At 48.4% G+C, this 25,286-nt stretch carries 26 protein-coding genes and 2 pseudogenes; 2 read left to right on the top strand and 26 right to left on the bottom strand.

All coding sequences use genetic code 11. The annotated features are described in order from the left end of the window. Positions 1–240: 240 nt before the first annotated feature. The 8 genes from ACTQ3K_RS09000 to ACTQ3K_RS08965 all read right to left on the bottom strand — a co-directional run bounded on the left by ACTQ3K_RS09000 (position 241) and on the right by ACTQ3K_RS08965 (position 7,816). A complete protein-coding gene (locus tag ACTQ3K_RS09000; RefSeq protein WP_002584323.1) occupies positions 241–1,578 on the bottom strand; it encodes a virulence-associated E family protein in 1,338 nt (445 codons plus the stop codon). Next, positions 1,547–2,191, bottom strand: coding sequence for a CHC2 zinc finger domain-containing protein (locus ACTQ3K_RS08995; RefSeq protein WP_002584324.1), 645 nt, complete (start codon positions 2,189–2,191; stop codon positions 1,547–1,549). Before ACTQ3K_RS08995 ends, ACTQ3K_RS09000 begins: the two co-directional genes overlap by 32 nt. A gap of 65 nt (positions 2,192–2,256) precedes the next feature. Then, positions 2,257–3,837: a MobQ family relaxase gene (gene mobQ, locus ACTQ3K_RS08990; RefSeq protein WP_002584325.1), complete on the bottom strand. Its 1,581-nt coding sequence runs from the start codon at positions 3,835–3,837 to the stop codon at positions 2,257–2,259. Positions 3,838–4,033: 196 nt separating this feature from the next. Continuing rightward, positions 4,034–4,579: an AAA family ATPase gene (locus tag ACTQ3K_RS08985; RefSeq protein WP_002584326.1), complete on the bottom strand. Its 546-nt coding sequence runs from the start codon at positions 4,577–4,579 to the stop codon at positions 4,034–4,036. 214 nt (positions 4,580–4,793) lie between these two features. Beyond that, positions 4,794–6,254, bottom strand: coding sequence for an Lsa family ABC-F type ribosomal protection protein (locus ACTQ3K_RS08980; RefSeq protein ID WP_002584327.1), 1,461 nt, complete (start codon positions 6,252–6,254; stop codon positions 4,794–4,796). 746 nt (positions 6,255–7,000) lie between these two features. Continuing rightward, positions 7,001–7,297: a DUF3847 domain-containing protein gene (locus ACTQ3K_RS08975; protein ID WP_002584328.1), complete on the bottom strand. Its 297-nt coding sequence runs from the start codon at positions 7,295–7,297 to the stop codon at positions 7,001–7,003. Continuing rightward, positions 7,290–7,631, bottom strand: coding sequence for a DeoR family transcriptional regulator (locus ACTQ3K_RS08970; protein WP_002584329.1), 342 nt, complete (start codon positions 7,629–7,631; stop codon positions 7,290–7,292). The genes ACTQ3K_RS08975 and ACTQ3K_RS08970 overlap by 8 nt, the downstream gene beginning before the upstream one ends. After that, positions 7,628–7,816, bottom strand: a complete 189-nt coding sequence (locus ACTQ3K_RS08965) for a hypothetical protein (protein WP_002584330.1) — start codon at positions 7,814–7,816, stop codon at positions 7,628–7,630. Before ACTQ3K_RS08965 ends, ACTQ3K_RS08970 begins: the two co-directional genes overlap by 4 nt. 483 nt (positions 7,817–8,299) lie before the next feature. Here ACTQ3K_RS08965 and ACTQ3K_RS08960 point away from each other — a divergent pair, with 483 nt between their 5' ends. Next, on the top strand, positions 8,300–9,106 hold the full coding sequence (locus ACTQ3K_RS08960; protein WP_002584331.1) for a helix-turn-helix domain-containing protein: 807 nt from the start codon (positions 8,300–8,302) through the stop codon (positions 9,104–9,106). Positions 9,107–9,224: 118 nt separating this feature from the next. Here ACTQ3K_RS08960 and ACTQ3K_RS08955 read toward each other — a convergent pair whose 3' ends face one another. The 8 genes and pseudogenes from ACTQ3K_RS08955 to ACTQ3K_RS08920 form a co-directional block, all read right to left on the bottom strand. After that, positions 9,225–9,716, bottom strand: a complete 492-nt coding sequence (locus ACTQ3K_RS08955; RefSeq protein WP_002584332.1) for a nucleotidyltransferase domain-containing protein — start codon at positions 9,714–9,716, stop codon at positions 9,225–9,227. Positions 9,717–9,767: 51 nt separating this feature from the next. Continuing rightward, positions 9,768–10,145, bottom strand: coding sequence for a TnpV protein (locus ACTQ3K_RS08950; RefSeq protein ID WP_002584333.1), 378 nt, complete (start codon positions 10,143–10,145; stop codon positions 9,768–9,770). Then, positions 10,105–10,467, bottom strand: a complete 363-nt coding sequence (locus tag ACTQ3K_RS08945; RefSeq protein ID WP_007887891.1) for a helix-turn-helix domain-containing protein — start codon at positions 10,465–10,467, stop codon at positions 10,105–10,107. Before ACTQ3K_RS08945 ends, ACTQ3K_RS08950 begins: the two co-directional genes overlap by 41 nt. A gap of 70 nt (positions 10,468–10,537) precedes the next feature. Further along, a pseudogene (locus tag ACTQ3K_RS08940) lies at positions 10,538–10,690 on the bottom strand (Maff2 family mobile element protein); the annotation flags it as partial. 268 nt (positions 10,691–10,958) lie between these two features. Then, positions 10,959–12,998 carry a rubrerythrin gene (gene rbr, locus ACTQ3K_RS08935; RefSeq protein WP_441567225.1) on the bottom strand — a complete coding sequence of 680 codons (2,040 nt, stop codon included), beginning with the start codon at positions 12,996–12,998 and terminating at the stop codon, positions 10,959–10,961. 151 nt (positions 12,999–13,149) lie between these two features. Next, on the bottom strand, positions 13,150–14,196 hold the full coding sequence (locus tag ACTQ3K_RS08930; RefSeq protein WP_441567223.1) for a Fic family protein: 1,047 nt from the start codon (positions 14,194–14,196) through the stop codon (positions 13,150–13,152). A 249-nt stretch (positions 14,197–14,445) separates the two neighbouring features. Next, positions 14,446–14,541, bottom strand: a pseudogene (locus ACTQ3K_RS08925) (Maff2 family mobile element protein); the annotation flags it as partial. A gap of 87 nt (positions 14,542–14,628) precedes the next feature. Next, the gene (locus ACTQ3K_RS08920) at positions 14,629–16,245 is read right to left on the bottom strand and encodes a recombinase family protein (RefSeq protein WP_441567221.1); all 1,617 of its coding nucleotides are present in this window, start codon (positions 16,243–16,245) and stop codon (positions 14,629–14,631) included. A gap of 225 nt (positions 16,246–16,470) precedes the next feature. On the opposite strand from ACTQ3K_RS08920, the gene ACTQ3K_RS08915 reads away from it, so the two are divergent. Continuing rightward, the gene (locus ACTQ3K_RS08915) at positions 16,471–16,671 is read left to right on the top strand and encodes a hypothetical protein (protein ID WP_002596235.1); all 201 of its coding nucleotides are present in this window, start codon (positions 16,471–16,473) and stop codon (positions 16,669–16,671) included. 64 nt (positions 16,672–16,735) lie between these two features. On the opposite strand, the gene ACTQ3K_RS08910 is transcribed toward ACTQ3K_RS08915, so the two are convergent. The 10 genes from ACTQ3K_RS08910 to tet(W) form a co-directional block, all read right to left on the bottom strand. Beyond that, complete coding sequence (locus ACTQ3K_RS08910) at positions 16,736–16,930, bottom strand: transposon-encoded TnpW family protein (RefSeq protein WP_002596234.1); 195 nt, start codon at positions 16,928–16,930, stop codon at positions 16,736–16,738. A 14-nt stretch (positions 16,931–16,944) separates the two neighbouring features. Further along, positions 16,945–17,787 carry an ATP-binding protein gene (locus ACTQ3K_RS08905; protein ID WP_002596233.1) on the bottom strand — a complete coding sequence of 281 codons (843 nt, stop codon included), beginning with the start codon at positions 17,785–17,787 and terminating at the stop codon, positions 16,945–16,947. Further along, the gene (locus ACTQ3K_RS08900; RefSeq protein WP_006356266.1) at positions 17,784–18,578 is read right to left on the bottom strand and encodes a replication initiator protein A; all 795 of its coding nucleotides are present in this window, start codon (positions 18,576–18,578) and stop codon (positions 17,784–17,786) included. The genes ACTQ3K_RS08905 and ACTQ3K_RS08900 overlap by 4 nt, the downstream gene beginning before the upstream one ends. 72 nt (positions 18,579–18,650) lie before the next feature. After that, a complete protein-coding gene (locus tag ACTQ3K_RS08895; RefSeq protein ID WP_002596231.1) occupies positions 18,651–19,037 on the bottom strand; it encodes a cysteine-rich VLP domain-containing protein in 387 nt (128 codons plus the stop codon). Beyond that, entirely contained in the window at positions 19,027–20,652 is a 1,626-nt protein-coding gene (locus tag ACTQ3K_RS08890) for a relaxase/mobilization nuclease domain-containing protein (RefSeq protein ID WP_002596230.1), read from the bottom strand. Before ACTQ3K_RS08890 ends, ACTQ3K_RS08895 begins: the two co-directional genes overlap by 11 nt. Then, entirely contained in the window at positions 20,624–21,022 is a 399-nt protein-coding gene (locus ACTQ3K_RS08885; RefSeq protein WP_002596229.1) for a plasmid mobilization protein, read from the bottom strand. The genes ACTQ3K_RS08890 and ACTQ3K_RS08885 overlap by 29 nt, the downstream gene beginning before the upstream one ends. Before the next feature lie 497 nt (positions 21,023–21,519). Continuing rightward, the gene (locus tag ACTQ3K_RS08880; RefSeq protein WP_002586615.1) at positions 21,520–21,732 is read right to left on the bottom strand and encodes a helix-turn-helix domain-containing protein; all 213 of its coding nucleotides are present in this window, start codon (positions 21,730–21,732) and stop codon (positions 21,520–21,522) included. Continuing rightward, positions 21,725–22,147 carry a sigma-70 family RNA polymerase sigma factor gene (locus tag ACTQ3K_RS08875; protein ID WP_002586616.1) on the bottom strand — a complete coding sequence of 141 codons (423 nt, stop codon included), beginning with the start codon at positions 22,145–22,147 and terminating at the stop codon, positions 21,725–21,727. The genes ACTQ3K_RS08880 and ACTQ3K_RS08875 overlap by 8 nt, the downstream gene beginning before the upstream one ends. A 171-nt stretch (positions 22,148–22,318) precedes the next feature. Continuing rightward, positions 22,319–23,086, bottom strand: coding sequence for a class I SAM-dependent methyltransferase (locus ACTQ3K_RS08870; protein ID WP_002586626.1), 768 nt, complete (start codon positions 23,084–23,086; stop codon positions 22,319–22,321). 50 nt (positions 23,087–23,136) lie between these two features. Further along, entirely contained in the window at positions 23,137–25,056 is a 1,920-nt protein-coding gene (gene tet(W) / locus ACTQ3K_RS08865) for a tetracycline resistance ribosomal protection protein Tet(W) (protein WP_441567215.1), read from the bottom strand. Positions 25,057–25,286 lie beyond the last annotated feature (230 nt).

The following is a 25,286-nucleotide window of genomic DNA, read 5'->3' as shown; positions in this document are numbered from 1 at the left end:
GGCAGTTATCCTCCATACATGAAAATAGCCAGACAGAGGGTGTCGGCAACGAAGTCCGGCAACGGACTTCAAAAGACCTTGCAAACAATCTCAATCTGGCGATGGTTACTATTTATACTTTTCTTTTATTTTTTTGTTGTTTTGGTTGTTATAAGGGAGAAAAGCCCGGAAATAAGGGGTTTTTCCCGGCAACCGGCTCGGCAACGGGATAACAACAGGGGGTGCAACGGGCTGTCCTTTTCAGAATGGAAGCTCCATCTGTTCTGTGACCTCCACAAAACCGTCCATCGTTTTTTCAGACGGGTTGCCGGAGTCCGTTGCCGGGTTTTCACGCTCCCAGCCCTTTTGTCTGCCATATTCGGAAAACATTCTTGGGTTTGGGAAGTACCGCCAGCTGGAAATGCACTGGTTCATAATCTCGTTGATTTCCCGGATTTCCCATTGCTTCGGCTCGTCAAAAGCATGGTTCAAGGCTTCCTTATAGAGCTGCTTGGAGCAGACCATGCTCCCGGTGTATTTATCAAGATACGCCTGTATCATCCCGGCTTTGGTGTCCTCCGGCATAAAATCCCGCTGGTGTTCTTTGAGATACCGCTGCATGGCGGGGCTGAAAGCCAGCTTGAACCTGCCGCTTTTATAAATCTCCATCGCTTCCGCCCACATCTGCCCGATATAGGCTCTGGAAGCGGCTTCATCCTCCAAAATGTGAACTTCCGCCTGCTCCGGGTACACCATGACCGGGATAAAGCGGCGGTTGCCGGAACGGTCAAGGGGCAGGAAGTCAAGGGCATTGGAAGTGCCGCCAAACACGCACTGACGGGGGCGGTCTGCCGGGTGGGTTTCATAAGGTATCTTGTAGACCTCTTTCTGCCGGCTTAAAAATGACTTGATTTCCTCAATGCTCTTGGCGTTGGCGGTTGCCATCATTTCCGACATTTCAATAATCCAGTGACCTTGCAGCTTGCGGTACACATTGTCATCGTCCAGCTTCCGCAAATCATCGGAGAACCACTCGTCCCGGACTGCCAGCAGCCGGAAGAAGGTGGACTTTCCAGCCCCCTGACCGCCTACCAGACAGAGCATGATTTCAAACTTGCACCCCGGCTGAAAGGCTCGTGAGATTGCACCCAGCAGGAACAGCTTCAACGCTTCATAGGTGTAATCGTCTGCGTCAGCCCCCAGAAAGTGCCGCAGGCAGAAGCGGATTCGCTCTGTCCCGTCCCACACAAGGGTATTGAGATAGTCCCGGATGGGATGGTACTTGTTTTCATTCGCCACAATCCCGATGGCGTTATCAATCTTTTTCTCATTGGTAAGCCCGTAGGTTTCTTCCAGATAAAGAAGCAGATACTTCATGTCCGTATCGTTCAGGGCGGTGCTTTCTCTGTGAAAACCGATGGGCTTTATGATGTCCTTGCGGTCAGTCAGGATGTTGTATGCGATAGCCCCTGAAAGCAGAGGGTCACGTTGGAATACGGTCAGGCAGTTCCGTATGCTCTGACGGACACCGCCTTTCTCGGTGGTTTCCAGCCCCGCCTTGATTTCCTCAACGCTCTGGGGCGGCTGCATGGCGTTCATAGTGTTTTTTAGTTCTTGCTGCGTCTGCGGCTGCAAGTTCTGCCATTCGCTGTTCAAGCTGTATCACATCCTTTCCGTAGTCCGTAATCAAATCCGCTTTTTCCTCTGTTTCCCCGAACAGCAGCACATCCAGCAGATATTCCACTTGGGCTTGCTTCTGTAAGGCTTCCACAAACCGGGGATGAAAGGCTTCCTCCGGGGAGTGCGGGGCGTAGTCCGTTCTCCATGCCATCAGCAGATGGAGATAATCGGCAAGAATACGGAAGCAGCGATTCTTTGCTTCCTGAAACTGTTCCTCCGGGGATTTCTGCCGGGTCTTGGGCTTTTTTACCTTTCCCGGCGGTTTCCAGTCCTCATAGGAAAGCCCGAAGTCCTGTGCCAGCTGTACGGCGGCTTCTTTCTTTCCCAGCCCATACAGGGCGGCGGCAAAATCAATCACATCCCCATCCGCACCGCAGCCGAAGCAATGGTAACGCCGATCCAGCTTCATGCTTGGGGTTTTATCGTTATGGAACGGGCAGCAAGCCATCCCGTTCCGACCTACATGGATTCCATAATACTCCGCAGCCTGTCTTGTTGTGACGGACTGCTTCACAGCTTCGAATACATTCAAATCTATCCCTCCTTGAAAATAAGAAAAGCACCTGACATTCTCTAATTGAAAATGGCAAGTGCCTGTTAAAGTTCCATATCCTGTTGTCTGTGTTTCTCCTGTGCCGGGGCGGTTCTTTGTGCTTTTTTCTCGTCAGTCTTATCCTGCAAGACTTCTTTGATGGGCTGCTTCTTGGGCGGCTCTTTGCTTTCCTCTGTGCCGGGTGTGGCTTTCCGTACCCAGTAGCGGATGTCCCGCAGCTTCTTCAAATCCTCCTGTACCTCGGTCAGTGGTACTTTCAGCTCTGCGATTTCGCTGAGAAGCGTTTCCTGCTCCTGTTGCAACTCATTTTTCGTTTTATCCTTATCGTCCGGGTGCTTGGCAAGGTAGTCAGCGGCTTTCTCATACCGGGCAACCTCCGGGTGTTCCTGTTTGAATTTCCCCTTTATTTTCTTAAAAAATATCTTCTGGTACTTCTCATAGACAGCCTTACATTCCTTGCAGTCTGTCCGGCTGGCAAGAATCCCGTCAATCACTTTGCTCCGGGCTTCCTTTGGCTTCATCTGATTGCGGTAATCTGCGGCTGATTTCCCGGAAGATTCCAGAAACGCTTCTAAGTCCTCCACAGTGGAAAGCCCCTTTTGCCGGAGATAGGACAGGGCTTCGCTGACTGCCTTTAAGTCCTGTGAAGTTCCCCGGTTCTGTCCAGCCCTTGTCCAGTCCTTCCGTTCTTCCTTTCGTATCTCCATATACTTCATCAGCAGATTGGGAAGAAGTGTCGCTTCCTCCGCCGCCTTTTGTGCAAGCAGCTCCTTCCGTTTTTCTCCCAGCTCGGTAATCCAGCCTTTGAGGTTTTGGATAAGCTGCCGGATGGACTTCATCAGGCGGTTGGCGGCTCTGATTTCCCGGTTCAGGTTGCCGATATTCGTCTGGATACCTCGCTTTTCCATCTGCCGGACAGCAGTCCCCTCATGGACAGTGGGGACTATATCAAGCCCCTGTCTGGCATAGGAACGCAAGTCCACACGCTCCGGGCGGTCATTGGCGTCCAGATAGCGGTTCTGGATAACCTCCCATTCATGCCGCCAGATTTCACAATACTTCTGGTCGTTCCAGTCCACCGTATCCTCCTTGTGGCTTTTCCACCTGCCGGACGGCAGCTTTATCCGTTCCCCATTCTCGTCAAGGTCATAAACCTTGCGGCTCTTGGGAAGCCATTTTCCATGTTCATCCATTGCCCGCATGGTCAGCAGGACATGGGCGTGGGGATTGTGTCCCGGCGGATGGGGGTCATGGATGGCAAAATCAGCAATCATGCCTTTGGAAACAAACTGCTGTTCACAAAACTCCCGTACAAGGACAGCGTACTGGTCGGGCGGTATCTCTCTGGGAATGGTAAGCACCCACCGCCTTGCAAGCTGGGAGTTCCATTGCTTTTCCACCGCTTCGGCGGCATTCCATAAAGTATTGCGGTCTGCATATTCCTGTGGAGCATTTGCCGGGAGCAGGATTTCATTGTGGACGATACCACGCTTTTCCGGGTAGTGCTTTACTTGCTGGTCGTATTCACAGAACAGCTTTTCGCCGCTTTGGTAAGCAGCGGCGGCAACCGCAGACTGCCGCTGGCTGCGCTGAACAATCGTGATTTCGTTGTGTGGACAAGGCATTTCGTGTCCCTCCTTTCGCTAATTGGTGGATGGGGTGGCGTTTTACCACCTCATTTTGGGCAGAAAAAAAGCAGGAGACCTTTTTCAGATTTCCTGCTCGGTGTGCCACTGTGTGAGCGGCGGGTATTTAGTTGTAAAAGTTCGGGACAAGTTGACCCGATGTAAAGCTAACAAACTGGAATTGCACCAAAACAATCTAAGACAACAACGCTGCCCTACTTGCGATTTTTTCTTGTACTGCGGAAACAGTTTCTTGAATGGAATAAGTGGTCGTATCTATAACATTCGATTCATATATTCCCAGATTGCAAAATTGCTCCCACATGGTTTCTACCAATTCGATATTTGTCTTTCGGTCTAACTTTGAGCGTTCAACAGCTCGCTTCAAGGTTTCTTCCTTACTTGCCCTTAAAATAATATAATGCACCTCATAATGTTCCCGAACAAGACTTTGCCACGGCTTTAAAAACCACGGTCCGATAATACCGTCAACAATTACATCATATCCACCACGAGCATATCGCTTCGCAGCTTCTAAAAACGCTTCAATGACAATCAAATTTTGCTCATTTGATTCTGGCAAATGCGGTGGTATTGCCCCTTTACTCAAATAATGATAAAAGTCATCTGTGTGCATATGCACAGACTTTTCCAAATCTGATTCTTTTGCAACAGCAGATGCCGTTGTAGTTTTTCCTGTCCCCGGCGCACCTGTGATTACAATAATTCTACCTTGATTCATCTATATTTTACCTCCACAAATTACGATTTTCTTAATTCTACAAACTGGAATTTGAGTCTCTGTAAAGCTGGAATTAACCCATACAATTATTTTAATTTAGAGGTTCTTACGCAATTATCCGTATTTTGTAATTTTTCAATACTGGAATGCCAGTGTAAATCAGCATTCTCCATTTTTATTAAAGCGAAAAACGTAAAATTGCGGAAGAACCAATTTAGATATTCACAATTTTACTTGCCACAGTATCTCGAAAAACACTGTCATGTTCTACCAGGAGCATGGTCGGGGCAAACTCCGTTATGAGTTGTTCAATCTGCATACGTGAGTACACATCAATAAAGTTGAGCGGTTCATCCCATACATACAAGTGTGCCTTTTCACAAAGGCTTTTCGCAATTAGGACTTTCTTCTTTTGCCCGCCAGAAAAGTCTTTAATATCCTTTTCAAACTGTACACGCTCAAAGTCCATTTTCCTAAGAATTGCCTTGAACAAACTTTCATCAAGGTTGTTTTCTTCTGCAAACTCGGAAAGGGTTCCACATAAATACGATGTATCCTGTGGCACATAAGAAATTACAAGCCCAGAGCCAAGTGTTACTGTACCCGTATAATCTATGGACTGCCCGACTACCAACTTTAACAGGCTACTTTTGCCACTGCCGTTCTTTCCATCAAGCACAATGCGTTCTCCCTGTCTTATTTCAAACGAAACGGGTTCACAAACTGAAATGCCATCATAATAAACTACTACATTCGATAATGATGCAAGCAAATCTGTATGGTAATTAAGCGGTTGTATCTTGAGGGCTTCTGCGGTTTCCATATTTTTCAGCAATGCTGATTTTTGTTCGATTGTCTGTTGTTGTCTCGCTTCTATAGATTTTGAACGCTTCATCATTTTGGCGGCTTTATGACCGACATAACCTTTATCTGCTGCCCCAATTTTGGAAGCTTCTACACGTTCAGACCATACTGCAGCGCGTTTTGCCGACTGCTGTAATCGTCTGATGTCCTTTTGCAAACGTTCGTTCTGAGCCAGTTCAAATTCTTGCTGTCGCTCAAAATTTGACATCCATGATGAAAAGTTTCCTCTTTGCACTTCGATATTCGCTCGGTTAATCGATAGAATATAGTCAACACAATCGTCAAGAAAGCGACGATCGTGAGAAACTAAGATGAATCCCTTTTTCTTTTTCAGATATGCCGCCACACTTTTTCTCGCTTTGGCATCCAAATGGTTGGTAGGTTCATCAATCAGTAGGAAATGCCCTTCATTAAGAAAAAGAGCGGCAATCAAAACCTTTGTCTGCTCTCCGTTGGAAAGTGTTTCAAAAGGTCGCCAAAGCACATCGACATCAACATCAAGATAAGAAAGTTCTCGCATAAGTTCCCATTCTTCCGCAAGTGGGCAAATCTCCTGCAATATATCCTCTGTAATACGATTCTTATCTGAAACGGGATAAGGAAAATAATCAAACTGTACGGATGATAGGATTTTTCCACTATACTCATATTTCCCAAGCAGAAGATTCAGAAAGGTTGTTTTACCTCGTCCGTTTCTGCCCACAAAACCAAGCTTCCAATCGGTATCAACCTGGAAACTGACATTTTCAAAAACATTATCATAACTTGTCGGATATGAAAACGTAAGGTTTTCAATTTTAATCATTGACATAAATATTATCCTCCTTTGCATGTCATACGATACAAAGTCGGTTCGGTGAATGTTTACTACGTATAGATTTCACCAAAAGGAACCGACACTATACGGAGTGAATCATGTGTAACTATCTGTTCTGCACTATTCATAAAGCACCTCCAAAACAAAATAAGAGCCACAAGAAAGTTTATCCTTGCAGCTCGTCATAGCATAAAATAACACCACTAAGCAAAAGTGGCAACAGCACTATATTGAGTAAGATAGACATATAACTTTCTTGCAATAGACACAATAATGCCAAAGTATAGCACTACCGCATATTTTGATTTTATTTGCAAGAAAAGTTAATCATCTTCCCACCTCTTTCTAAATTTCAAAATATTATACCATAAATCGCAGGCAAATACAAGTGGTTATAAAAATTTAACAAATCGCTTATAATACAATCATATAACTTTACGCATTCCTTACTGACCGTAAAATTCCGATTTATTGCTGACTTTATTATACTTTATTGCCTATCGAAAAGATAGCATATTTTATGAAACTTGTCGGCTGGGAACAGCTTGCAGCGCAAGGTCTCCCCAGATGGCAAGTCCACAAAAGGGTAGCTGGCGGCAGCCAGCGCAGGGGAAGCGTAGCGTCCCCTGTTTGATTTGGAGCAGACCATGACTGCGGAAAATCACAGCCCCCCGGCGAGGAGCCTTCGGAGAACGCAATGCACCAACCTCTGGGTGGTGTATAATTGCGCCCTTAGTAAACTAAGGGGTTTCCGGCTTCTCACGTTCCAGCAGTTTCTTCAATAGTTCCTGCGTGTCCTGCCTGTGAAAAATGAGTGTCAACAACAGCATGACATCATCATCTGTCAGGCGTTCCGGCTCTTGCAGAAAACTTTCCAGCATACCGCCACGAGTACAGAGCCGGTGTGTCCGTTCTTTTCGGGTAAGCTGCTTTAGCTGGTGCTGCAATGCCTTTTCATCATTGATGGCTTTCCGCAGTTTCTTTTCACTCTTTTCCAACTCTCGGTTGAGCTTTTCCAGCTTTGAGGTATCAGGCAAGGGCAGCGTCCTCCTTTCCCGGTATCAGCACATAAATCCTGTTTGGTTCTCCAACGCCCTGACGCACTCGCATGATCAGTCCGGCGGTTTCCAGTTCATTCAGAGAACGCTTGACCGTCATGGGGCTGCGGGACAAGACTGCGGCAATGGCTGTGACAGGGAAGCAGATAAACAGGATTCCGTTCTCGTCCTCCTGTCCGTTGGATAGCATAGCGTCCAACATCCGGCAGTACATGACCTTTGCGGTGCTGCTGACTGGAAATCCTGTCAACGCTCTGGGAAAGGGCATACAGGGCGGCAACGGTGTGCCTATCGTCATAAATTCAAAATTCATTCGGTGTGTTCCTCCTTTTTCTTTGCTCTTTTGGATAAATAACGGGGGCAGTCAACCACAACCGCCCGGAAGCTCTGCTTGCACCCATGCTTGCATTTCCGGCATAATTCGTTGTAAGTGACACGCCCCCGGTCATTGAGGTAAAAAGAAAGCTCATGCTTCCTCTTTTTGCTCATTCTCGGCATATTGCGTTTCCTCCCGTTTTAGTGTATAGTTTCGGGGCGATTTTCGGCAAAATTACGGTCATAGAGCCGTCTAAAATCTCCAGAAGTATCAGCAATAGGGTAGACTATCCCCCTATCAGATTGTCGTGTTTCGGTATCATTTCGGTATCAGTTCGCCAGTTCTCCCCGGTGTCGTTCCTCCCCTGAATCTCACAGCGGCGTATTGCTCCCTTTGGTACGCTCGTTTCGGTCAGGGTTCCTCCATATCCCTGCCAAAAGTCATGGCGCTACATCGCCGGGGAAGCATATCCCACACAGGCTGGTCATTCGATTGGAATAATCCATCGATGAACTACCTGTATCATAGAACATTTTTGTGCCCTGTGCCGTATGTCCACAAAGTAGGAATTAAGGGTAAAAATCAGAAATTTCCACGATTGCGGAAAGTATGATATAATCCAGTTAAGCGGCAGTAATGAAACCGCCGGAAAGGAGCGTGCGCCCATGAAAGGAGCGACAAGCATACAGGAACGCCTTTGGGAACTCCGCAAGGACAAAGGCTTAAATCTGGAAGAATTATCAGAGCTGACGGGCATTTCCAAATCAGCTCTTGGCAGTTATGAAAAAGAGGATTATAAGGAAATCAATCATGGCAACCTTATCACGCTGGCAGACTTCTATGGGGTTTCCGTTGATTATCTGCTGTGCCGGACAGAGAACCGGGAGCAGATCAACACGCCACTAACAGAGCTGCATTTGAATGATGAGATGGTGGCACTTCTGAAAGGCGGTCGGATTAACAACCGTCTGCTCTGTGAGCTTGCCACTCATAAGGACTTTATCAAGTTTCTTGCGGACATTGAGATTTATGTAGATGGGATTGCCACCATGCAGATTCAAAACCTCAACGCCCTTGTCGATACTGTCCGGCATGAAATCATTGAACGGTATCGCCCCGGCGAAGACGACCCGCATTTGAAAGTGCTGCAAGCCGCCCATATCAGCGATGATGAATATTTCAGCCACATGGTTCTTGATGACCTCAATCTCATTATCCGGGATATTCGGGAAGCCCACAAAAAGGACAGCGAGAGTGCGCCCCAGACCACCGTTGCCGATGAATTGAAAGAAAATTTGGAAGCGGTTGAAAATTTCAAGGGCAGTCGGGATGAAAAGCTGGTTGTCCTTTACTGCAAGCAGCTCGGCATCAACTATAAAAATCTGTCAGACGAAGAATTTCGCTGGCTCATTCGGATTCTACAAAAATCAAAGAAAACAGGAACTCCTATCAGTCAAAGGAAAAAACGGTAAAGAAAAACCGCTGTTGCATGGTTGTGTTTGCTTCCATGTAGCAGCGGTTGGTGCTATACTTATTCAGTTAAAATTTCAAAGCGATAAAGTGGAATTTATCTTAGAAATTACAGCAATGTTATTTTGATAAACTTTCAAGAATTGAAATATCATGCTTATCTTTATCTCTTAATTCATAACCTGAATGGAAAACTCTTTGGCCTTTTAAGGATATACAAGGAATTGTTTTTCCTTCAAAAAAAGCACTACCAAAGTAATCTTTTTCAAACTCATACCAGCCACCCTCTAAATCAGCTTGTTTTGAAGTTCCGTCCTCACTTAAAACGAACGGGTGAATGTCTAAGTAACCAAGTTCATCACTATATAACTCTATTCTAACCGGTTTCCAGTCTGTATCAATTTTATAGCCCAGATTCAAAAGCACATTTAACAATTTTTCCGTATGTTGAGCATCAAAATTTATATCTATATCTCTATGAATTCTTGTTTGTTTACCAGCTAAAATATCTACACCCCATCCGCCATCCAACCAGTATGTAATTCCAGTATTTTCGAATAATTCTATTACTTTCATTAAATCTTCTTTTGTTGTTATTTCTTTTCTACCCATACAAAGTCTCCTTTACAACTTCTAATTTGTAATAATCATTCTACCATACCGTTATGAATAAATCATCTCATGTAAAACAATTTCTTCTGCCCGGTTGTGAATGTTATTGCAACGCTGCACCCATTCCATTTGACGGGTACGCTTCAATTCCTCGGTCACGCCCTCGGCAGCTTTCATCTGCTCCATGATGGTGTCTAACCGTTTCTGTGCCTGTTCGTTCAGGTCTGCAAGATATGTCCACAATTCCCCGGTCAGGGTCAATGTGTGTAATCTGGCTGGGCAGACTTCTCTTAAATATTCCCGGTGCATCCGTCCGTACTTTCCGATGGGGCGGTGTTCCTCCGGCAACTTCAAGTCCGGGATGTAGTAATCTCCAACAAGGATATAATCAATTCCGTTTTCTTTTATTCTTGGTTTCAATTCGCTCATGTTCCTTACCTCCTGTGGAAGCAGGCTCGTCTGGTACTAACTCAATCACATCGGTAATCTCACAATTCAGCGTTTCGCAGATACGGGCTAATGTATCCATGCTGATGTGCTTTCCCTCTTTGCTCATGTTGGCAATCATATTTGTTGTCATACCAGCGGCAAGCCTTAAATCCTCTTTTCTCATATCACGCTCTAACAGTGTGTGCCAGAGTGGTTTATAGCTGATGTGCATATTGTTTTCCTGCCTTTCTATCCATACCACCGGAGCGGCTGCCCCGGCAGGAACTTTTCTCTTATTATAGCACCAATCTTGTGAAATCACAATTTATTCTTGTAGCCTGCCGCTGATACCGTCTGGATTGGCTTTTCCTTTCTTTTTGTTCCCTTTAATTAGCCATGAGCTGCTTCATACCCTGAGACTTTGCACCGGGGTTGTCATTGCCGTAGCCTTCCAGAAGGTTGATTGCACCCCAGATACCGAGACCTGCACCGAGAGCTACTACCAGAGTCTGCAGAACACCGACTGCGCTGTTGAAAAATGCCATAAGTTTGTCCTCCTTTACCCGGATCCGAAGTATAGTTGGTGGATAACCGGGCCATCAGTAATGAAAAATGTGGATATAACGAAGCCCTCCTCGAAGCTGCATGTGCACCTGCAGCCGGAGAAGGGCAGAAAAATAGCCAGAACTGATGATCAGTCAGTCCTGGCTATGTAAATGTATTCAGTTTGATAAATTGGAATATGTCTAACTGTTTTGTAAATTTACATTTTTGTATACTGTAAATAGTCTTTGAACAAATAAATACAGTATCTTAATAGTTCTCTTTTCTTACCTCAAAGTAAGCCTGTGGATGTTTACATACAGGACAAACTTCCGGTGCTTCAAGACCGACTACTACATGACCGCAGTTACGACATTCCCACATAGTTACGCCACTTTTCTTAAACACTTCCATAGTTTCAACATTCTTAAGAAGTGCACGATATCTTTCTTCATGAAGTTTTTCAATCGCAGCAACACCTCTGAACTGAGCAGCTAATTCCGGGAAACCTTCTTCTTCCGCTTCATTAGCCATTCTATCATACATATCTGTCCATTCTGCATTTTCGCCTTCTGCAGCGTGAAGAAGATTTTCTGCGGTATCTCCAAGTTCGCCAAGTGCCTTAAACCAGAGTTTTGCATGCTCCTTCTCATTGTCAGCTGTCTGCAGGAATAATGCTGCAATTTGCTCATATCCGGCCTTCTTTGCTACGGAAGCAAAATAAGTGTATTTATTTCTGGCCTGAGATTCCCCTGCAAACGCTTCCCAAAGATTCTTCTCTGTCTTTGTTCCAGCATACTTACTCTTTGCAGGCGACTCTTCCACCTTCTTAAAAACAGATGCAGGCTGCTTACATAATGGACACTGCTCCGGTGCTGCCTCTCCTTCATGCACATAACCACAAATACTACATACCCATTTACTCATTTTTACATCTCCTTTTCGATTTAATATTTCACTCTTATCTGCATAAGAAGTGTGTAACATCTTTTCTGCCAATTCACTTAACGGCTTTCCATAAAACTCCTCATAAAGATGAATAATCTCCGGATTCTCATGACTGCGTCTGAGTGTCATCGCCTCATCCCTTGTATAGAGACTTGCAATTCTCGCTTTACGTACCTCGTCCTTATCCTTCATGATATCCTTTGGTTGGCCGCCTCCACCGATACATCCGCCCGGGCAAGTCATAACTTCCACAAAATGATACTGTTTTTCTCCCTGCTTGATGCTCTCAATTACTTTTCTGGCATTGGCTGTACCATATACTACAGCGATATTCACATCTAAATCGCCAACCTTTAAAGTAGCTTCTTTGACGCCCTCATATCCCCTTACAGGTGTAAGGTTGAATAACTGTTCCGGTGATTTTTCTTTTGTAATAAATTCGTAAGCAGTTCTGAGAGCAGCTTCCATAACACCTCCGGTATTGCCGAAAATAATACCAGCGCCAGATGCATCTCCCATAAAATTGTCATATTCACCATCTTCAAGACTGGCAAAATCAATTCCTTCCTCTTTTGCCCACTTTGCAAGCTCTCTGGTCGTGATCACGTAATCCATGTCACGCATCCCCTCTACACCAAGATAATGAGCAGCAGCGTTCATCTCATCTCTGCGAATTTCAAATTTCTTTGCAGTACATGGAGTAAGTGCCACATTTACAATTGATTTTGGATCTATACCCTTCTTCTCAGCAAAATAGGTCTTAATTGTAGGTCCCTGCATTCCGATAGGGCTTTTCGCTGATGAAAGATTCGGAATCATTTCCGGATAATATGTTTCCACATACTTAACCCATGCAGGACAACAACTGGTAAACTGAGGTAAGGGAGCATTTTTTTTGGTCACTCTTTCAATAAGCTCACTGGCTTCCTCAACAATAGTAAGGTCAGCTGCAAAACAGGTATCAAGGACATAATCTACACCTAATTTTCTAAGCAACGAAACCATTTTTCCTTGTACAAAGCTGCCATCAAGCATACCGAATTCTTCCCCCAGCGCAGCTCGTACGGATGGTGACGTACTTACAATGACAATCTTTTCTGGATTCTTAACCTCTCTCTTTACATCCAAATATTCATACTTTTCTATAAGACTGTCTACAGGACAGACATTTGTACACTGTCCGCAATTTATACACACAGCCTCTCCACAAGTCTGCTCAAATGTATATGTACCATGCACACCTATGGCATTTGTACATACGTCCTTACACATTCCGCATTTAATACATTTTTCTTCCAAACGAGTAATACTCGGATTATTTCCCTCGATTGGAACACGCACATGTAGAGGTAAATGATTCATCGTTTATCCTCCTAAAAATATAGATTGGCAACACTATAAACCCGTTTGTAAGCATACAAATATTGCGTTTCCATTATACCACAACATCTGTATTTAGGTCAAAAGTTTTTGCATTAGCAAAACAAATTCTTATTTTTATAACTCTTATACACTATTTCAAGCGAATATAGCAGGTTGATTTTCCGGTTCCTTCACGCTTCAGTTCGCCGGATGCCACCATTTTCCGCAGCGCAGCTTCTACAGAACTCAAACTCAGCGAAGGACACTGCTCCCTGATATCCTGCTTCGTGAAACGACCGATTTTATTCAGAGCAGCCTTGCGGACCATATCAATGGCAGGAAGCTTCTCTTCCACGATGGCAAATCTGTCCCCGAAGTCTTTATACGCAGCCAGAATGGTACCAAGCAGATATTTAATAAACGGAACTGCATCCTCGGTTCCTTCATGCCAGCCATGCTGTGCCCGGTTCAGGGCGTCATAATACAAATCCTTGTTTTTCGCGATCTTCGCCTCCAGGGAGATATATTTGCCAACATAGAATCCACTGCGATATAAGAGCAGCGTCGTCAGCAAGCGACTCATTCTGCCATTGCCATCGTTAAACGGATGAATACACAGAAAATCGTGGATGAAGATTGGAATAGCAATTAAGGGCTCCAATTCCATATTGCCGATAACCTTATTGTACTCCTCACAGATCCGATCCAGTGCTTCCGGCGTCTCGAACGGGGCCAGGGGAGTGAAAAGTATTTCGGTGTGACCGTCAGGGAAAGTCGCGCTGATATAATTCTGTACATTTTTCGTCTGTCCGGCCATTGGGTTATTCATATGGCTGTACATTATCTTATGAAGCTGTAGGATATAGTTCTTTGACAGAGGAATGGCATCGTAGCTTTCGTGAATAATAGAAAGCACATCTCGATATCCTGCAATTTCCTGCTCGTCTCTGTTCCTTGGCGTGGTTTTCTCCTCTACCAGCTGCCTGATTCGTGTATTGGTGGTAACAATCCCTTCAATGGCATTGGATGCCTCTGTACTCTGGATCTTTGCGATTTCAACCAGTTTCTCCAATTCATCCGGGCGCAGCTTCAGGTAAAGCTCCTGTTTTCCGGCTTCTTTATAGATTGCAGCAATAAGCCCGAGGATCTCAGAATCCCATTTCTGGTTCCTGATAGCTGAGTAATTAAAAGTTCTCATTCCCTTAGCCTCCATCTATTTCCCTTATATTATATTTATTTATAAGGGAATAGTCAACATCTCAAGTGGATTTACCCTTTATAATACCCCAAAAATGAGGGAAAGGTACTGCGAGTAAGAGATAGCATTCCCATATTTCCAGTGCCTTATTCGTCACATACCCTTTTTGAAACAGCCAATAGGTATGTAAACAGGCAGCTTGCGCCGCCTGGCCGGATTTTCTGCCCCGGCAAGCAGTCTGGATTCGGATTAACCGAAGAGTCCGGAGAGCAGGGGAACCAGAGTGATACCGATGAGGGCCACGCCGCCACCGGCCATGAGCTGCTTCATACCCTGAGACTTTGCTTATGTGTGATAAAGAAGCAATAGAAGTGCAAAAAATTTTGCCGTTCCTATCCGACACTTGGCCATTGTGTCGGATAGGTCGGGCGGTTATTCGGGCAAGTCAATCTTGCCGACAAAGCTGTAATAAATCTCAATGTCCTGCCTGCGGGTGCCGTTCTCATCATAGCTGCACTCATGCACCACAATTTTCTCGATCATTTCCCGCAAGAGAGTGGGGGTCAGTTCTTCAAAGGCAAGGTGCTTGCGGACAATGCCCATAAATTTCTCGGCGTTGACGGTAGCTGCCTGTGACTTGTCCAGTTCGGCTTGCAGGGCGGCGGCTCTCTTTTTCAGCTCCGCTTGCTCGGCTTCGTAGTCAGCCGACAGTTCCATGAAACGCTCATCGCTGATTTTGCCGTTTACATTGTCCTCATACAGCCGCTTGATAATGCGGCTGATTTCAGAAATGCGTTCCTGCGCCTGTTCAAGCTGCTTGATGGCTGCGGCGGTCTTTCGCTTGCCGCCGATCTCGTTCTGCTGGACAAGTAGTTTCACAAACCGGCTCTCATGCTTGGCTGCGTATTCGGTCACTTGCCGGAGATTTGCCAGGACACCAGCGGTCAACAGATCGGTGCGGATAAAGTGCGCCGTACAGTTGCGGGTGCGCTTCTTGTAGCTACCGCAGATGTAGCAGTCCTGTTTGCGGTCTTTGTTCTGATACCGCTGCTGATACAGCACATGGCCGCAGTCGGCGCAGAACAAAATCCCGGAGAACAGCCCCACTTCATCGTAGCGGTTCGGGCGTTTGCGCTGTTTGCGTAACTCCTGCACCCGTTCCCATGTTTCCTTGTCGATGATCGGCTCATGGTGGTTCTCGAAAATGGCCTGCTTCTCGACGGGGTTCTCTATGCTGTGCTTGACCTTATAAGAAGGCTTTTCCGTTTTGAAGTTCACCAGACATCCGGTGTACTCTCGGTTTTCGAGGATATGAACGACGGTGTTGGTCGCCCATTTGCACTCATAGCCTGGGTGATAACGGCGGGTGCTGCCTGTCCGCTGATATTCCAGCGTCCCCGGCGTGGGGATTTGCTGCTCCGTCAGCATACGGGCAATCTTGGTCGGGCCGTTCCCGGCAAGGCAAAGCTGGTATATCTGCCGGACTACCGGCGCGGTTTCCTCGTCAACGATATAATTCTCGTCCTCGTCCATGAGGTAGCCATACACCGGCTTGCTGGTAACGGGCTTGCCGCTCATGCCTTTTGCTCGTTTTACTGCCTTGATTTTCTTGCTCGTATCTCTCACCAGCCATTCATTGAACAGATTTCGCAGCGGGGTAAAATCGTTGTCCATGCCCTCGCTGGCACTGTCCACATTATCGTTGACAGCGATAAAACGCACACCCTTTTGAGGGAACAGCATTTCCGTGTAAAACCCTACCTGCAAGTAGTTTCGCCCTAACCGGCTCATGTCCTTGACGATGACCGTACCCACTTTCCCGGCTTCAATGTCCGCAAGCATGGCTTGAAATCCGGGCCGCTGGAAGTTCGCGCCGGAAAAACCGTCGTCGGTGTACCAGCGCAGATTGGTAAAGCCGTTCTGTTTTGCGTAGGTTTCGAGTATCCTTTTTTGGTTCGATATGGAATTACTCTCGCCTTGCAATTCATCCTCGTGGGACAATCTCGGATAAAGGGCGGTAATGAGGTTTTGGGTGGCTTGTCTTAACATAAAATCCTCCGTTTCCGACAGCCAGCCCCACTATTCCGTGGTTTCATTGTACCACGGAACGGCGGGGGCTGTACAGCGGCAAAAGCGTTAAATTTGCTTCTTTACAGCTTTTCAATTTTCCGATTTTTATGGTATGGGTTGTCGTCCCATATTTGCAGTAGAAAAGTTCATAACTCCGTGGTATACTCTGATTTAACAAAAAAATCAGAAGTTAAAGGAGAAAACATGAAGTATACAATAGATGAATTAACCGCGGCCAAAAGGCAAATTGATTCAACTCTGCACAAGCTAAGAGAAACAGTAAAAACATTTGAATCAAAGGATAATTCCGAGCGTTATAAATCACAAATCACATTGGCAAAGAGAAGAATAAAAGCCTTTGAAATTGCAAATTATTTTATAGAGAATGAGATTAAGAATTGCTAAAGCACTTCCGATTTTCGTTCCAGCGGTCATGCTCCCTGGCATGGCCGCTTTTCCATGCCCCGGTTCACGCCGGATAAGTCGGCTCCTGTGTAGCAGCGGCTTCCGCTTCCAGTACCCGCGCCATTTTGTCGGCGGCTGTGGTTGTGGTGTCTTTCTTGAAATAGCCGGACACGACAAGGACGGAATTGCCCATGCGGATTTCCGTCACACAGTCAGGGCGGCGGGTGGTGCGGGTGTCGTGCTGCTTGTTATCTGCCATAGGCAATACTCCTTTCAGTCGGTAATCAGTTTCTTCATGCTCTCCATTTTCCGCTTGGCGGTTTCCTGCCGGAAGTTGTCGCCGGTAAAGCGTACCGGGACGCACATGGAAAGCAGGCGGTCATAAATCCGGGAATGGGCGGTGTCCTCCGGGTTGTGCAGGTCGTCCAGCGTAAGGTTGGTCGTGACGATCAGCGGCTTGCCGCTGCGGTAACGGCTGTCAATCACATTGAACACCTGTTCCAGCCCGTATTCCGTCCCGCGTTCCATGCCGAAGTCGTCAAGGATCAGCAGCGGATAACGACAAAGGCGGGAAATGTACTCGTTGCGCCCCTCAAAGCTGGCGGCAAGGTCATTGAGGATAAGAGCAAAGTTCGTCATGCGGACGGGGATTTCTTTCTCCATGAGGGCGTTTGCGATACAGCCTGCAAGGTAGCTTTTGCCGGTGCCTACGCCGCCCCAGAACAGGCAGCCGATATTGTCTGTCCGCATATCTTCCCAATGCTCCACATACCGGCGGGCAAGCCCGGTCTGCGGGTTCCTGCCGTTGTCGTTCTCGAAAGTCCAGTCCCGCATGGTGGGGTCGGTAAAGCCCCGGCGTTTCAGTTCTTCCACGGTGTCAAGGTGTCTGCGCCGCTTTTCGGCGGCTTCCCGTTCCTCGCGGGCGGTTCTCTGGCAGTCGCACTCTGCCGGGTGGCGGTCGCGCCCGAAGATAGCGGCCTTATCCGGCGCAAAATAGGCTTCTTTCGGCTTGCGGCACTTGCCGCAGTACAGTAAACCGTCCTCGCCGGTGTAGTCCTCCGGCTCCGGGATGGTGGTCGTCATATTCTCCAAAACCGCGTTGATTTCATTCTTCATAAACTCTCGCCCTCCTTGCATGAGTAGTCTGGTATGCCCTTTTTAGGGGCTTCCTTTTTGTCGTTCCCCGCCCATATCCGCAGGGCGGCGGCATAGTTCTGGTAGCTTTTCCCGTTGGCGGCAAGGTAGCGGCTCATTTCCTCGATGAACCGTTCCAGCCTGTCAGGGTACTCTGCCTGCAACTCGTCGTATTCGGTCTGTGACAGAAAAATATTTCCATATCGGCCATAGGGCGCGGACGGCCCCCCACTCACTCCCTTTGTTTGGCTCTCTGTAAGGTTGTTTATAGTAGTTTGGTTAGGGGACGGTTTTCCGACCATCATAAGGTCGGTTTTCTGACCATCAGTAGGACGGTTTTCCGGCTCTATGAGGGGCGGACTTCCGGCCATCAGTTGGTCTGAAAACTGTACCTGTGGCACTGGCGGTACTTTGACATAAAGCCGGTTCGGTGCGGAGAAGCCGCCCCGTTCCCGTTCCAACAGCCCCGCCGTGTCCAGTTCATTAAGCGCCCCCTTGATGGTGGTGCTGCCTTTATCCAGTATTTCTGCTATCTCCGCGATGGGATAGATAATATAAATCCTGCCCTCGTCGTCCAGCCACTTGTTTTTCTGGGAGAGGGTGGAACGGTCTAACAGCAGCGAATACAGCAGCTTGGCGGTCTGTGAAATCTCCATTTTCAGCAGGAAACGGGGATACGGCAGATAGGCGGGCAGCCGCGTGTCTGCCCTGATATAATCAGCGATAGGATCACCTCCCTGTGTTCGGGTTGATTTTGGCGTATTGTCACGCATTAAAACGCCGTTTCCGGGGGAAAAGGATAAATGTATCGCGTACCCTTTGACACCCACGAAAAAAGCCTTGATTTATGCGGGTTTGAAAGGCTCTAAAGCGTGACATCTCTGCCTTTGTTTCCGCTTTCTCTCGGCGGCTTTGATTTTCTTCATGCGCCCGGCGCAGTCGGGGCAGTATTTTCCCCGGTTGGATTTGGGGACAAAGGCCGCCCCGCAGACGGCACACCGTTTCCGGCTTCCCCGGCACAAGAGGGCTGCGGCCAGCTCCCCGTCAAGGGGCAGGACAGCCACACGGAACCAGTGGCACATGAGGGAAAAGGAAATGCTCTGGACGCACACGCAAGGCTCCCCGTCGTCCAATAGCAGGCAGTTCCCCTCATCGTAGTTACAGCACTCATGTACCAGCCGCCGCGCCCGCCGGTGCTGGCGGTAGTCCATGTGGGGCAGGTTATCGCTCATGGCTCTGCTCCTTTCTGCGGTGCGGCTCGTCCCGGCGCAAAATCTGGTCGATGTTCCGCTTGACGGTCTGCAACTCCTTGAACCGCTGTTTCTGTTCGTGATAGGTGTTATACAGGCCGTCTTTCTCGGAGATAAGCTGCTCGATCTCGGCCTGCAACGCTTTCCGGGCGGGCAGCTTGGTAATGCCATGCGCCTTGAAATACCGGGCTGCTGCGTCGGCTATGATAAAATCGCTCTCATGGGCCTGCCGGTATGCGGCGCGGGCTTTCTCGGATTTCTGTGCCCGCAGCCCGTCGCGGGCGGCCTTGGTCTGGGCGTAGGCCAACACCTGCCGCTGCAACTTCTTTTTCCCTTGCAGCTTCGTTTCCAGTGCTTTCAGTTCGCCGCTGGTCTGGCGCATTTTCTGATAGGCGGTGTCAACGGCGGCTTCTAACTGCTCCGGGGAAGTAAAGCCGTATTGCTGGTAGACGGACAGCGTTTTGGCGGCCTGCTTCAGATTGTGTATCTTCGCCCAGCGTTCATAGCCCCGGCCTTTGCCCTCGGCCATTTTCTGCTCAATGTCCACAAGCCGCTGCACTCCGTCCTGTTTCGGGGCGGCTATCTCGGCTCTGGCAACCTGCAAGCGGTCTTTTATGGTGCGTGGGGGATCGGGGGATCTGGCTGGCGCTTCGGCTGCTCTGGCGGCGTTTTGCTCTAAAACGGCAAAGACAGCGGCGCGGTCAAAATCGTCGCCCAGCTTCCGGGCGGTAATTGGCTTTGTCCTGTCCGGCGTGAGGTAGGAAAGCCGCCCCCGGCTCTCCTTGACGGTCACACCCTCCTGCAGCAACAGAGAGGAAAACTCGTCAAAGCTGGCGGCGGTGGCAAGGGCTTTCCGTAGGGTCTGCCGCAGCTTCTCCTTGTTCGTTTCAAACTTGGTCTGCCGGGGCGTGATACTATCGGCAATCATGGGGGCGTTCTGCTTGTCCAGCGCGGCCTGTCCCTTTTTCTGCGCCCAATACTCCCGGTCGGTGACGCGGTTCTTGCTGCCGTTCAAGAGGTCGATTTGATAAAGCCCCTCCCGGTGGCACATCTCCATGACTTCGGATTTGAAGTAGCGCAGGGCAGCGTCGGTACATCGGTGCTTGCAGCCGACTTTCGTATCGGCCGGCCTGTCCATGTAGGGCAGGAACGGCACTTCCTCAATCCGCAGGCTGTTTATGACGATATGCACATGAATGTTGCCGCTGTGGTTATGCCCGTCCGGGTGGGTGCAGACAAGGGCCTGGTGGCCGGGAAAATGCTCTTTACAGAATTGTTCCCCCAACGCCTGCGCCCGGTCTACGGTCAGGCCGTTGTCCGGCCCGTCCCGCGGGTCAAAGCTGATGATGTAGTGGTGGCTTTTCACATCTTCCCGCCGCTGGTTTTTCTGATAGCGGAGATTGGCCCGCATACACGCAACGGCAAAATCCTCCCCGTCGCAGTTCAGCGTGGACAGCCGGTAGTCCTCGCGGGGGATAAGCCTGCCGGTTTCATCAAGGACGGGCTTCATGGTAAACTCGTCATGCTCAAAGAGAAGATATTGCTCGGCGGCTCCGTAGTCGGCGTTTTTAGAGTTGATATGCTTGAGTGTTGCCAACCGCGTCACCTACTTTCTTGAGGACTTCATACTTGAGGACGGCAAGGTCGGATATGGCGGCGCGTACCTCGCCGGAAAGGGTGTTGTAGGGTACGCCGTATTCGTTCAGATACCGGGCAATCTGATTGAGGTTGCCGCCGATCCTGCCGTACTCGGCTGTCAGCTTCCCGACAGCGGAAAGCAACTCGTCATTGACCGACGACACATGGACAACCGGGCGTATGGTCGCCCGCCGTATCGCCTGCCGGAGAAATTCGGACTGGCTGATACCATAGGGCGCAAGCCGCGCTGTGAAGTCGGCATACTCATCTTCGGACAGCCGGGTTTTCACAACGCGGCTGCGGTGGGGCGTGTTGTATTTCTTTCGCATGGTGTGACCTCCTTTCTCGCCCGTAAGGGCGCATGAGCAGGGTTTGGGGAAGGCACTCCCCAACAAGTTTCCCGCGAGGGGCAAAACTGCAGAATTGCGGATTTTGGCACCGTGGTAGAAACTTGCTCTCCGTGACTGCAAACTTTCTCTCACTTCCGTCCGCCACTTTTTTGGAAAACTGCAACCACAAAAGTTTGTTTCTCTTTTTCTGCTACTACTAATCCTGTAAAGGGCATTCCTGCCCGCTTTCGCTAAAATGACACCGGACGCAGTGGTTTCTACCCGGTGTTGGAGAAATCCTTTCTCTTTGCCCTCTACTACGGGTAAATGCTCCAAATGCCAAACACCAGGGCAGAAAAATTCCCTCCTCGCTTACTACTACAACCGGCAGGGGGCAAAATGGCCGGGAGCGGAGCCGGACAACAAAAAAAGCAGTAAATCTTTTTCAAGACTTACTGCTTTCGCTGGCCGCGTCGGTGGCGGCTGGTATTCAGTTTTTATGACTTGTCCGGTGGTTCGTCAAGCCGGAACTTGAATTGACAGTCAATTAACCGCTGCTTTACATAGTCCTCCACCTCGGCGTTGACCTGCCCGTTCACTTTTGAGAAATAGCGGATATATCCGGCGTAGTGGAGCAGGACAGCGTTCACGGCTTCTGGGTCGCCCTCACGGGCTTTGAGGATTGTTTCATAGGGGAGAAGTCTACTCATACCGGCTCACCCCCATTTCTTCGCGTAGCCGCTGCAAGGCAAGCTGGATATGCCGCCCCGCTGTGCTGCGTGACCGGCCAATACACGCGCCGATCACGCGCTGCGGCTGGCGCAGAAAGTAATAGCGCAGGATTTCTTCCCGCGTCTGCTCCGGCAAAACAGAGATCGCGTCGGCAAGGGCGGCGTTGCAGAGCAGGACGGTCTGACCGCAGACGGTAAATGGGTATTCCTCGTCCGGCTCCGACGCGGCAAACTGGACAAACTTCTCGTTCATCAGATAGTCAAGGGAAACTTGCCGTTCCCATTGCCGTTTAAGCTTCAAAATCTTGTCCAAGGCGGCACAGCGGATAACAGTCTTGCAAAAGGCGTTGTACCTGCGCTGGATATATTCTTGATAGGCTATCTGGTCGGTCATGGAAATTCCCCTTTCTGAATAATAGTGCGGGGCGGTGGCACTTCTTGCTGTCGCCCCTTGATTGCCTACCAGCAAAGGCGGGCGGGGCTGTCAACGGCTGCGCATATGCGCCGTTCATCTTGACCGTTGACTGGCTCGGCTGGGTTTGCTATTTACCCGACAAACTTGAATTTATTTTAAGCTATCACGTTTTACCTTCTTAAGCCTTACTATCATTACCATAGGAATTTCTTTGTTGGTTTTAAAACATTCTTCATAAAATCCATCAATGACAAATCCAGCTCTAAAACAAAGGTTAAAAATATCTTGTATGGAACGATGATAATAAATCTGCTCTTTCGGTTGCCCTTCAATCGCTATATCATAGTAACTGTGCGGTGTCATATATTTTTCAGTCAACGTGACAAAACAAGGGTGTTGCGTTGCAAAGACAAAAATTCCGCTTTCCTGCAACAGTTCATAAACAGCCATAAGAAGTGGTTCAATATCCGTAATATCCATAATTGCCATATTAGAAACTGCTTTCGTAAAGGCTCGATTTCTTTTTAATTCTAATATACTTTTTCTATCGGTCGCATCCGCCACACAAAATTCAATTTGTTTTGCATATTGTGATTGCCGTCTTTTAGCCAATTCTATCATTTTTTTGCTGTAATCAAAAGCGACAACCGAAGCGCCTCTTTGTGCAAGATACGAAGAATAATTTCCATTGCCACACGCAATATCCAAAATGTAATCCGCAGGATTAGGAGATAGAAGTTCCGTTACTTTGGGACGCACTACCTCTCTGTGAAATTCATTAGATTCGTCACCCATTGCATTATCCCAAAATTGTGCGTTCTCCTCCCAGATTTTTTTACTTTCCTCTGTTCCCATGTTCTCTCCCACTCCCCAAATTTGCTTTTTTGCTTCCATTAAATCTTCCTTACTATATTCCATTGTTACCCTCCATAACTTCTGATTGTTGCCGTCTTGACGATTATGTATCTTTACATTACCTTCTGAAACATATGGCGCACCTTGTCCAGGCGGCTGTTTGGACGGCGGGGCTGGATGACCGGCTGACCGACAGCGGCCTGATACCCTTTCAGTTCTGTAAGGCATACGCTCTGCCCGTTGGTGTAAAAGGCCAGATCAGTACGGTATGCCTGTATACAGCGGGCGGGAATCTCGCCAGTAAAGACAACTTCATCCTTTTTTTCCTGGACCGTTTCGATGGTGGCACAGTATTTCGGTGCATCATGATAAGCCCTGGAAAGATATTCCCGGGGCGCATAGAGGGTGAAGGAGAGATAAGGTTCCAGCAGTTGCGTCCCTGATTCCTTCAATGCCTGTTCCAATACAATCGGGGCCAATGAGCGGAAGTCCGCCGGCGTGCTGACCGGACTGTAATAAAGCCCGTATTCAAAGCAAATCTTACAGTCCGTTACGTTCCAGCCGAACAAGCCCTGCTCCAGCCCGTAACGGATACCATCCCTGACAGCGTTTTGAAAACTCTGGTTCAAGTATCCCAGCGAAACCCGGCTCTCGTATTGTACACCGGAGCCAAGCGGGAGTGGTGTAACAGACAGTCCGATGGATGCCCAAAACGGGTTGGGCGGCACCTCGATATGGATGGTGTGGCTGGCTGCTTTGAGCGGCCGCTCCATATAAATGACGGTGGGTTCCTTTACCACTGTTTCAAGCTTGTATTTTTCCGACAGCAAAGCGGAAACAACCTCCAACTGCACCCGGCCCAAAAAAGAAAGAATGATCTCATGGGTGATGGAATCCACCTCGCAGCGCAAAAGCGGGTCAGTATCCGCAAGTTGCGTAAGAGCGTCCAGCAGCCGTTCTCTTTGCGCTGCCGTTTTCGGCGCAATCGACGTCCGCAGCATGGGGAGGGGGGCCTCACGCCACCTTTTACGAGGGAGCCGGGTTGGGTCCCCTAATACATCGTTTAACCTCACGCTGTCGCTGGGAAGGATAACAATTTCACCCGGATAAGCGGTGTCTGTCCGAACAATTTCCCCTTTGGATGGAATACGCATCTCTGTGATTTTCAGCTTTTCTCTCCCGGCCAGGGCCACCGTATCCCGCAGGCGCAGCGTTCCGCTGTATAGCCGTAGATAGACACGCCGCTGGCCGCAATCTGTATACTCCACCTTGAAAACGCTGCCGCATAGGGCGGCGCTCCCCTGTTCCCCAATCGGTTGGAACAGCCCTGTCACCGCATCCATCAACGGTTGAATGCCAAGGCCCTTTTTGGCGCTGCCATAATAGACCGGGAACAGGGAGGCGTCTTGAACCCGCCGCTGTTCCTCCCGCACAAGTTTTTCCCGGCTGATTGGTTCTCCTGCGATATACTTTTCCAATAATTTATCGTTATTTTCGATGACCGCATCCCATGCTTCTATGTCGGTATTTTCCTCCAGGACTATTTCCGGGGACAGCGACACCGTCTGCTTGATGATAATATCGGCGGAGAGCTTATCCCGAACAGACTGAACCACGCTCTGCAAATCAACGCCAGCCTGGTCGATCTTGTTGATAAAGATAACGGTGGGAATGTTCATTTTCCGCAGGGCATGGAACAGAATACGGGTCTGGGCCTGCACGCCATCTTTAGCGGAGATCACCAAGATGGCCCCATCTAAAACAGCCAAAGAGCGGTACACCTCCGCCAAAAAATCCATGTGGCCGGGCGTATCCACAATGTTGACTTTACATCTGTGCCACTGGAAGGAAGTGACTGCCGCTTGAATGGTAATCCCACGCTGCCGCTCCAAAAACATGGTGTCCGTCCTCGTTGTCCCTTTTTCGACGCTCCCCGGTTCTGAAATGGCTCCGCTGGCATATAGCAGGCTCTCCGTCAAGGTCGTCTTTCCAGCGTCTACATGGGCAAGAATGCCAATATTGATTATTTTCATGTGATTGTCCTCCTTTTACAGCCCGAAAGGGCACAAAAATCCCCAGCAGTAAAATACTTTTACCACTGGGGATTATAATTTGCGGACATACACATATACAGCATACACCTGTTTGTGATTGCTGCTTTTTTGGATATGTCAAAATTGATAAGGCAAAAGTATTCTTAAATTGGGTACAAAAAACCAAGCCCCCACAAAAGGAACTACCATAATCCTTTGTTCCCACTATT

Source organism: Candidatus Paralachnospira sp. LCP21S3_A2, from assembly GCF_052118925.1.
Lineage (GTDB): Bacteria > Bacillota > Clostridia > Lachnospirales > Lachnospiraceae > Lientehia.
This window is presented reverse-complemented; position numbering and strand designations above follow the sequence as displayed.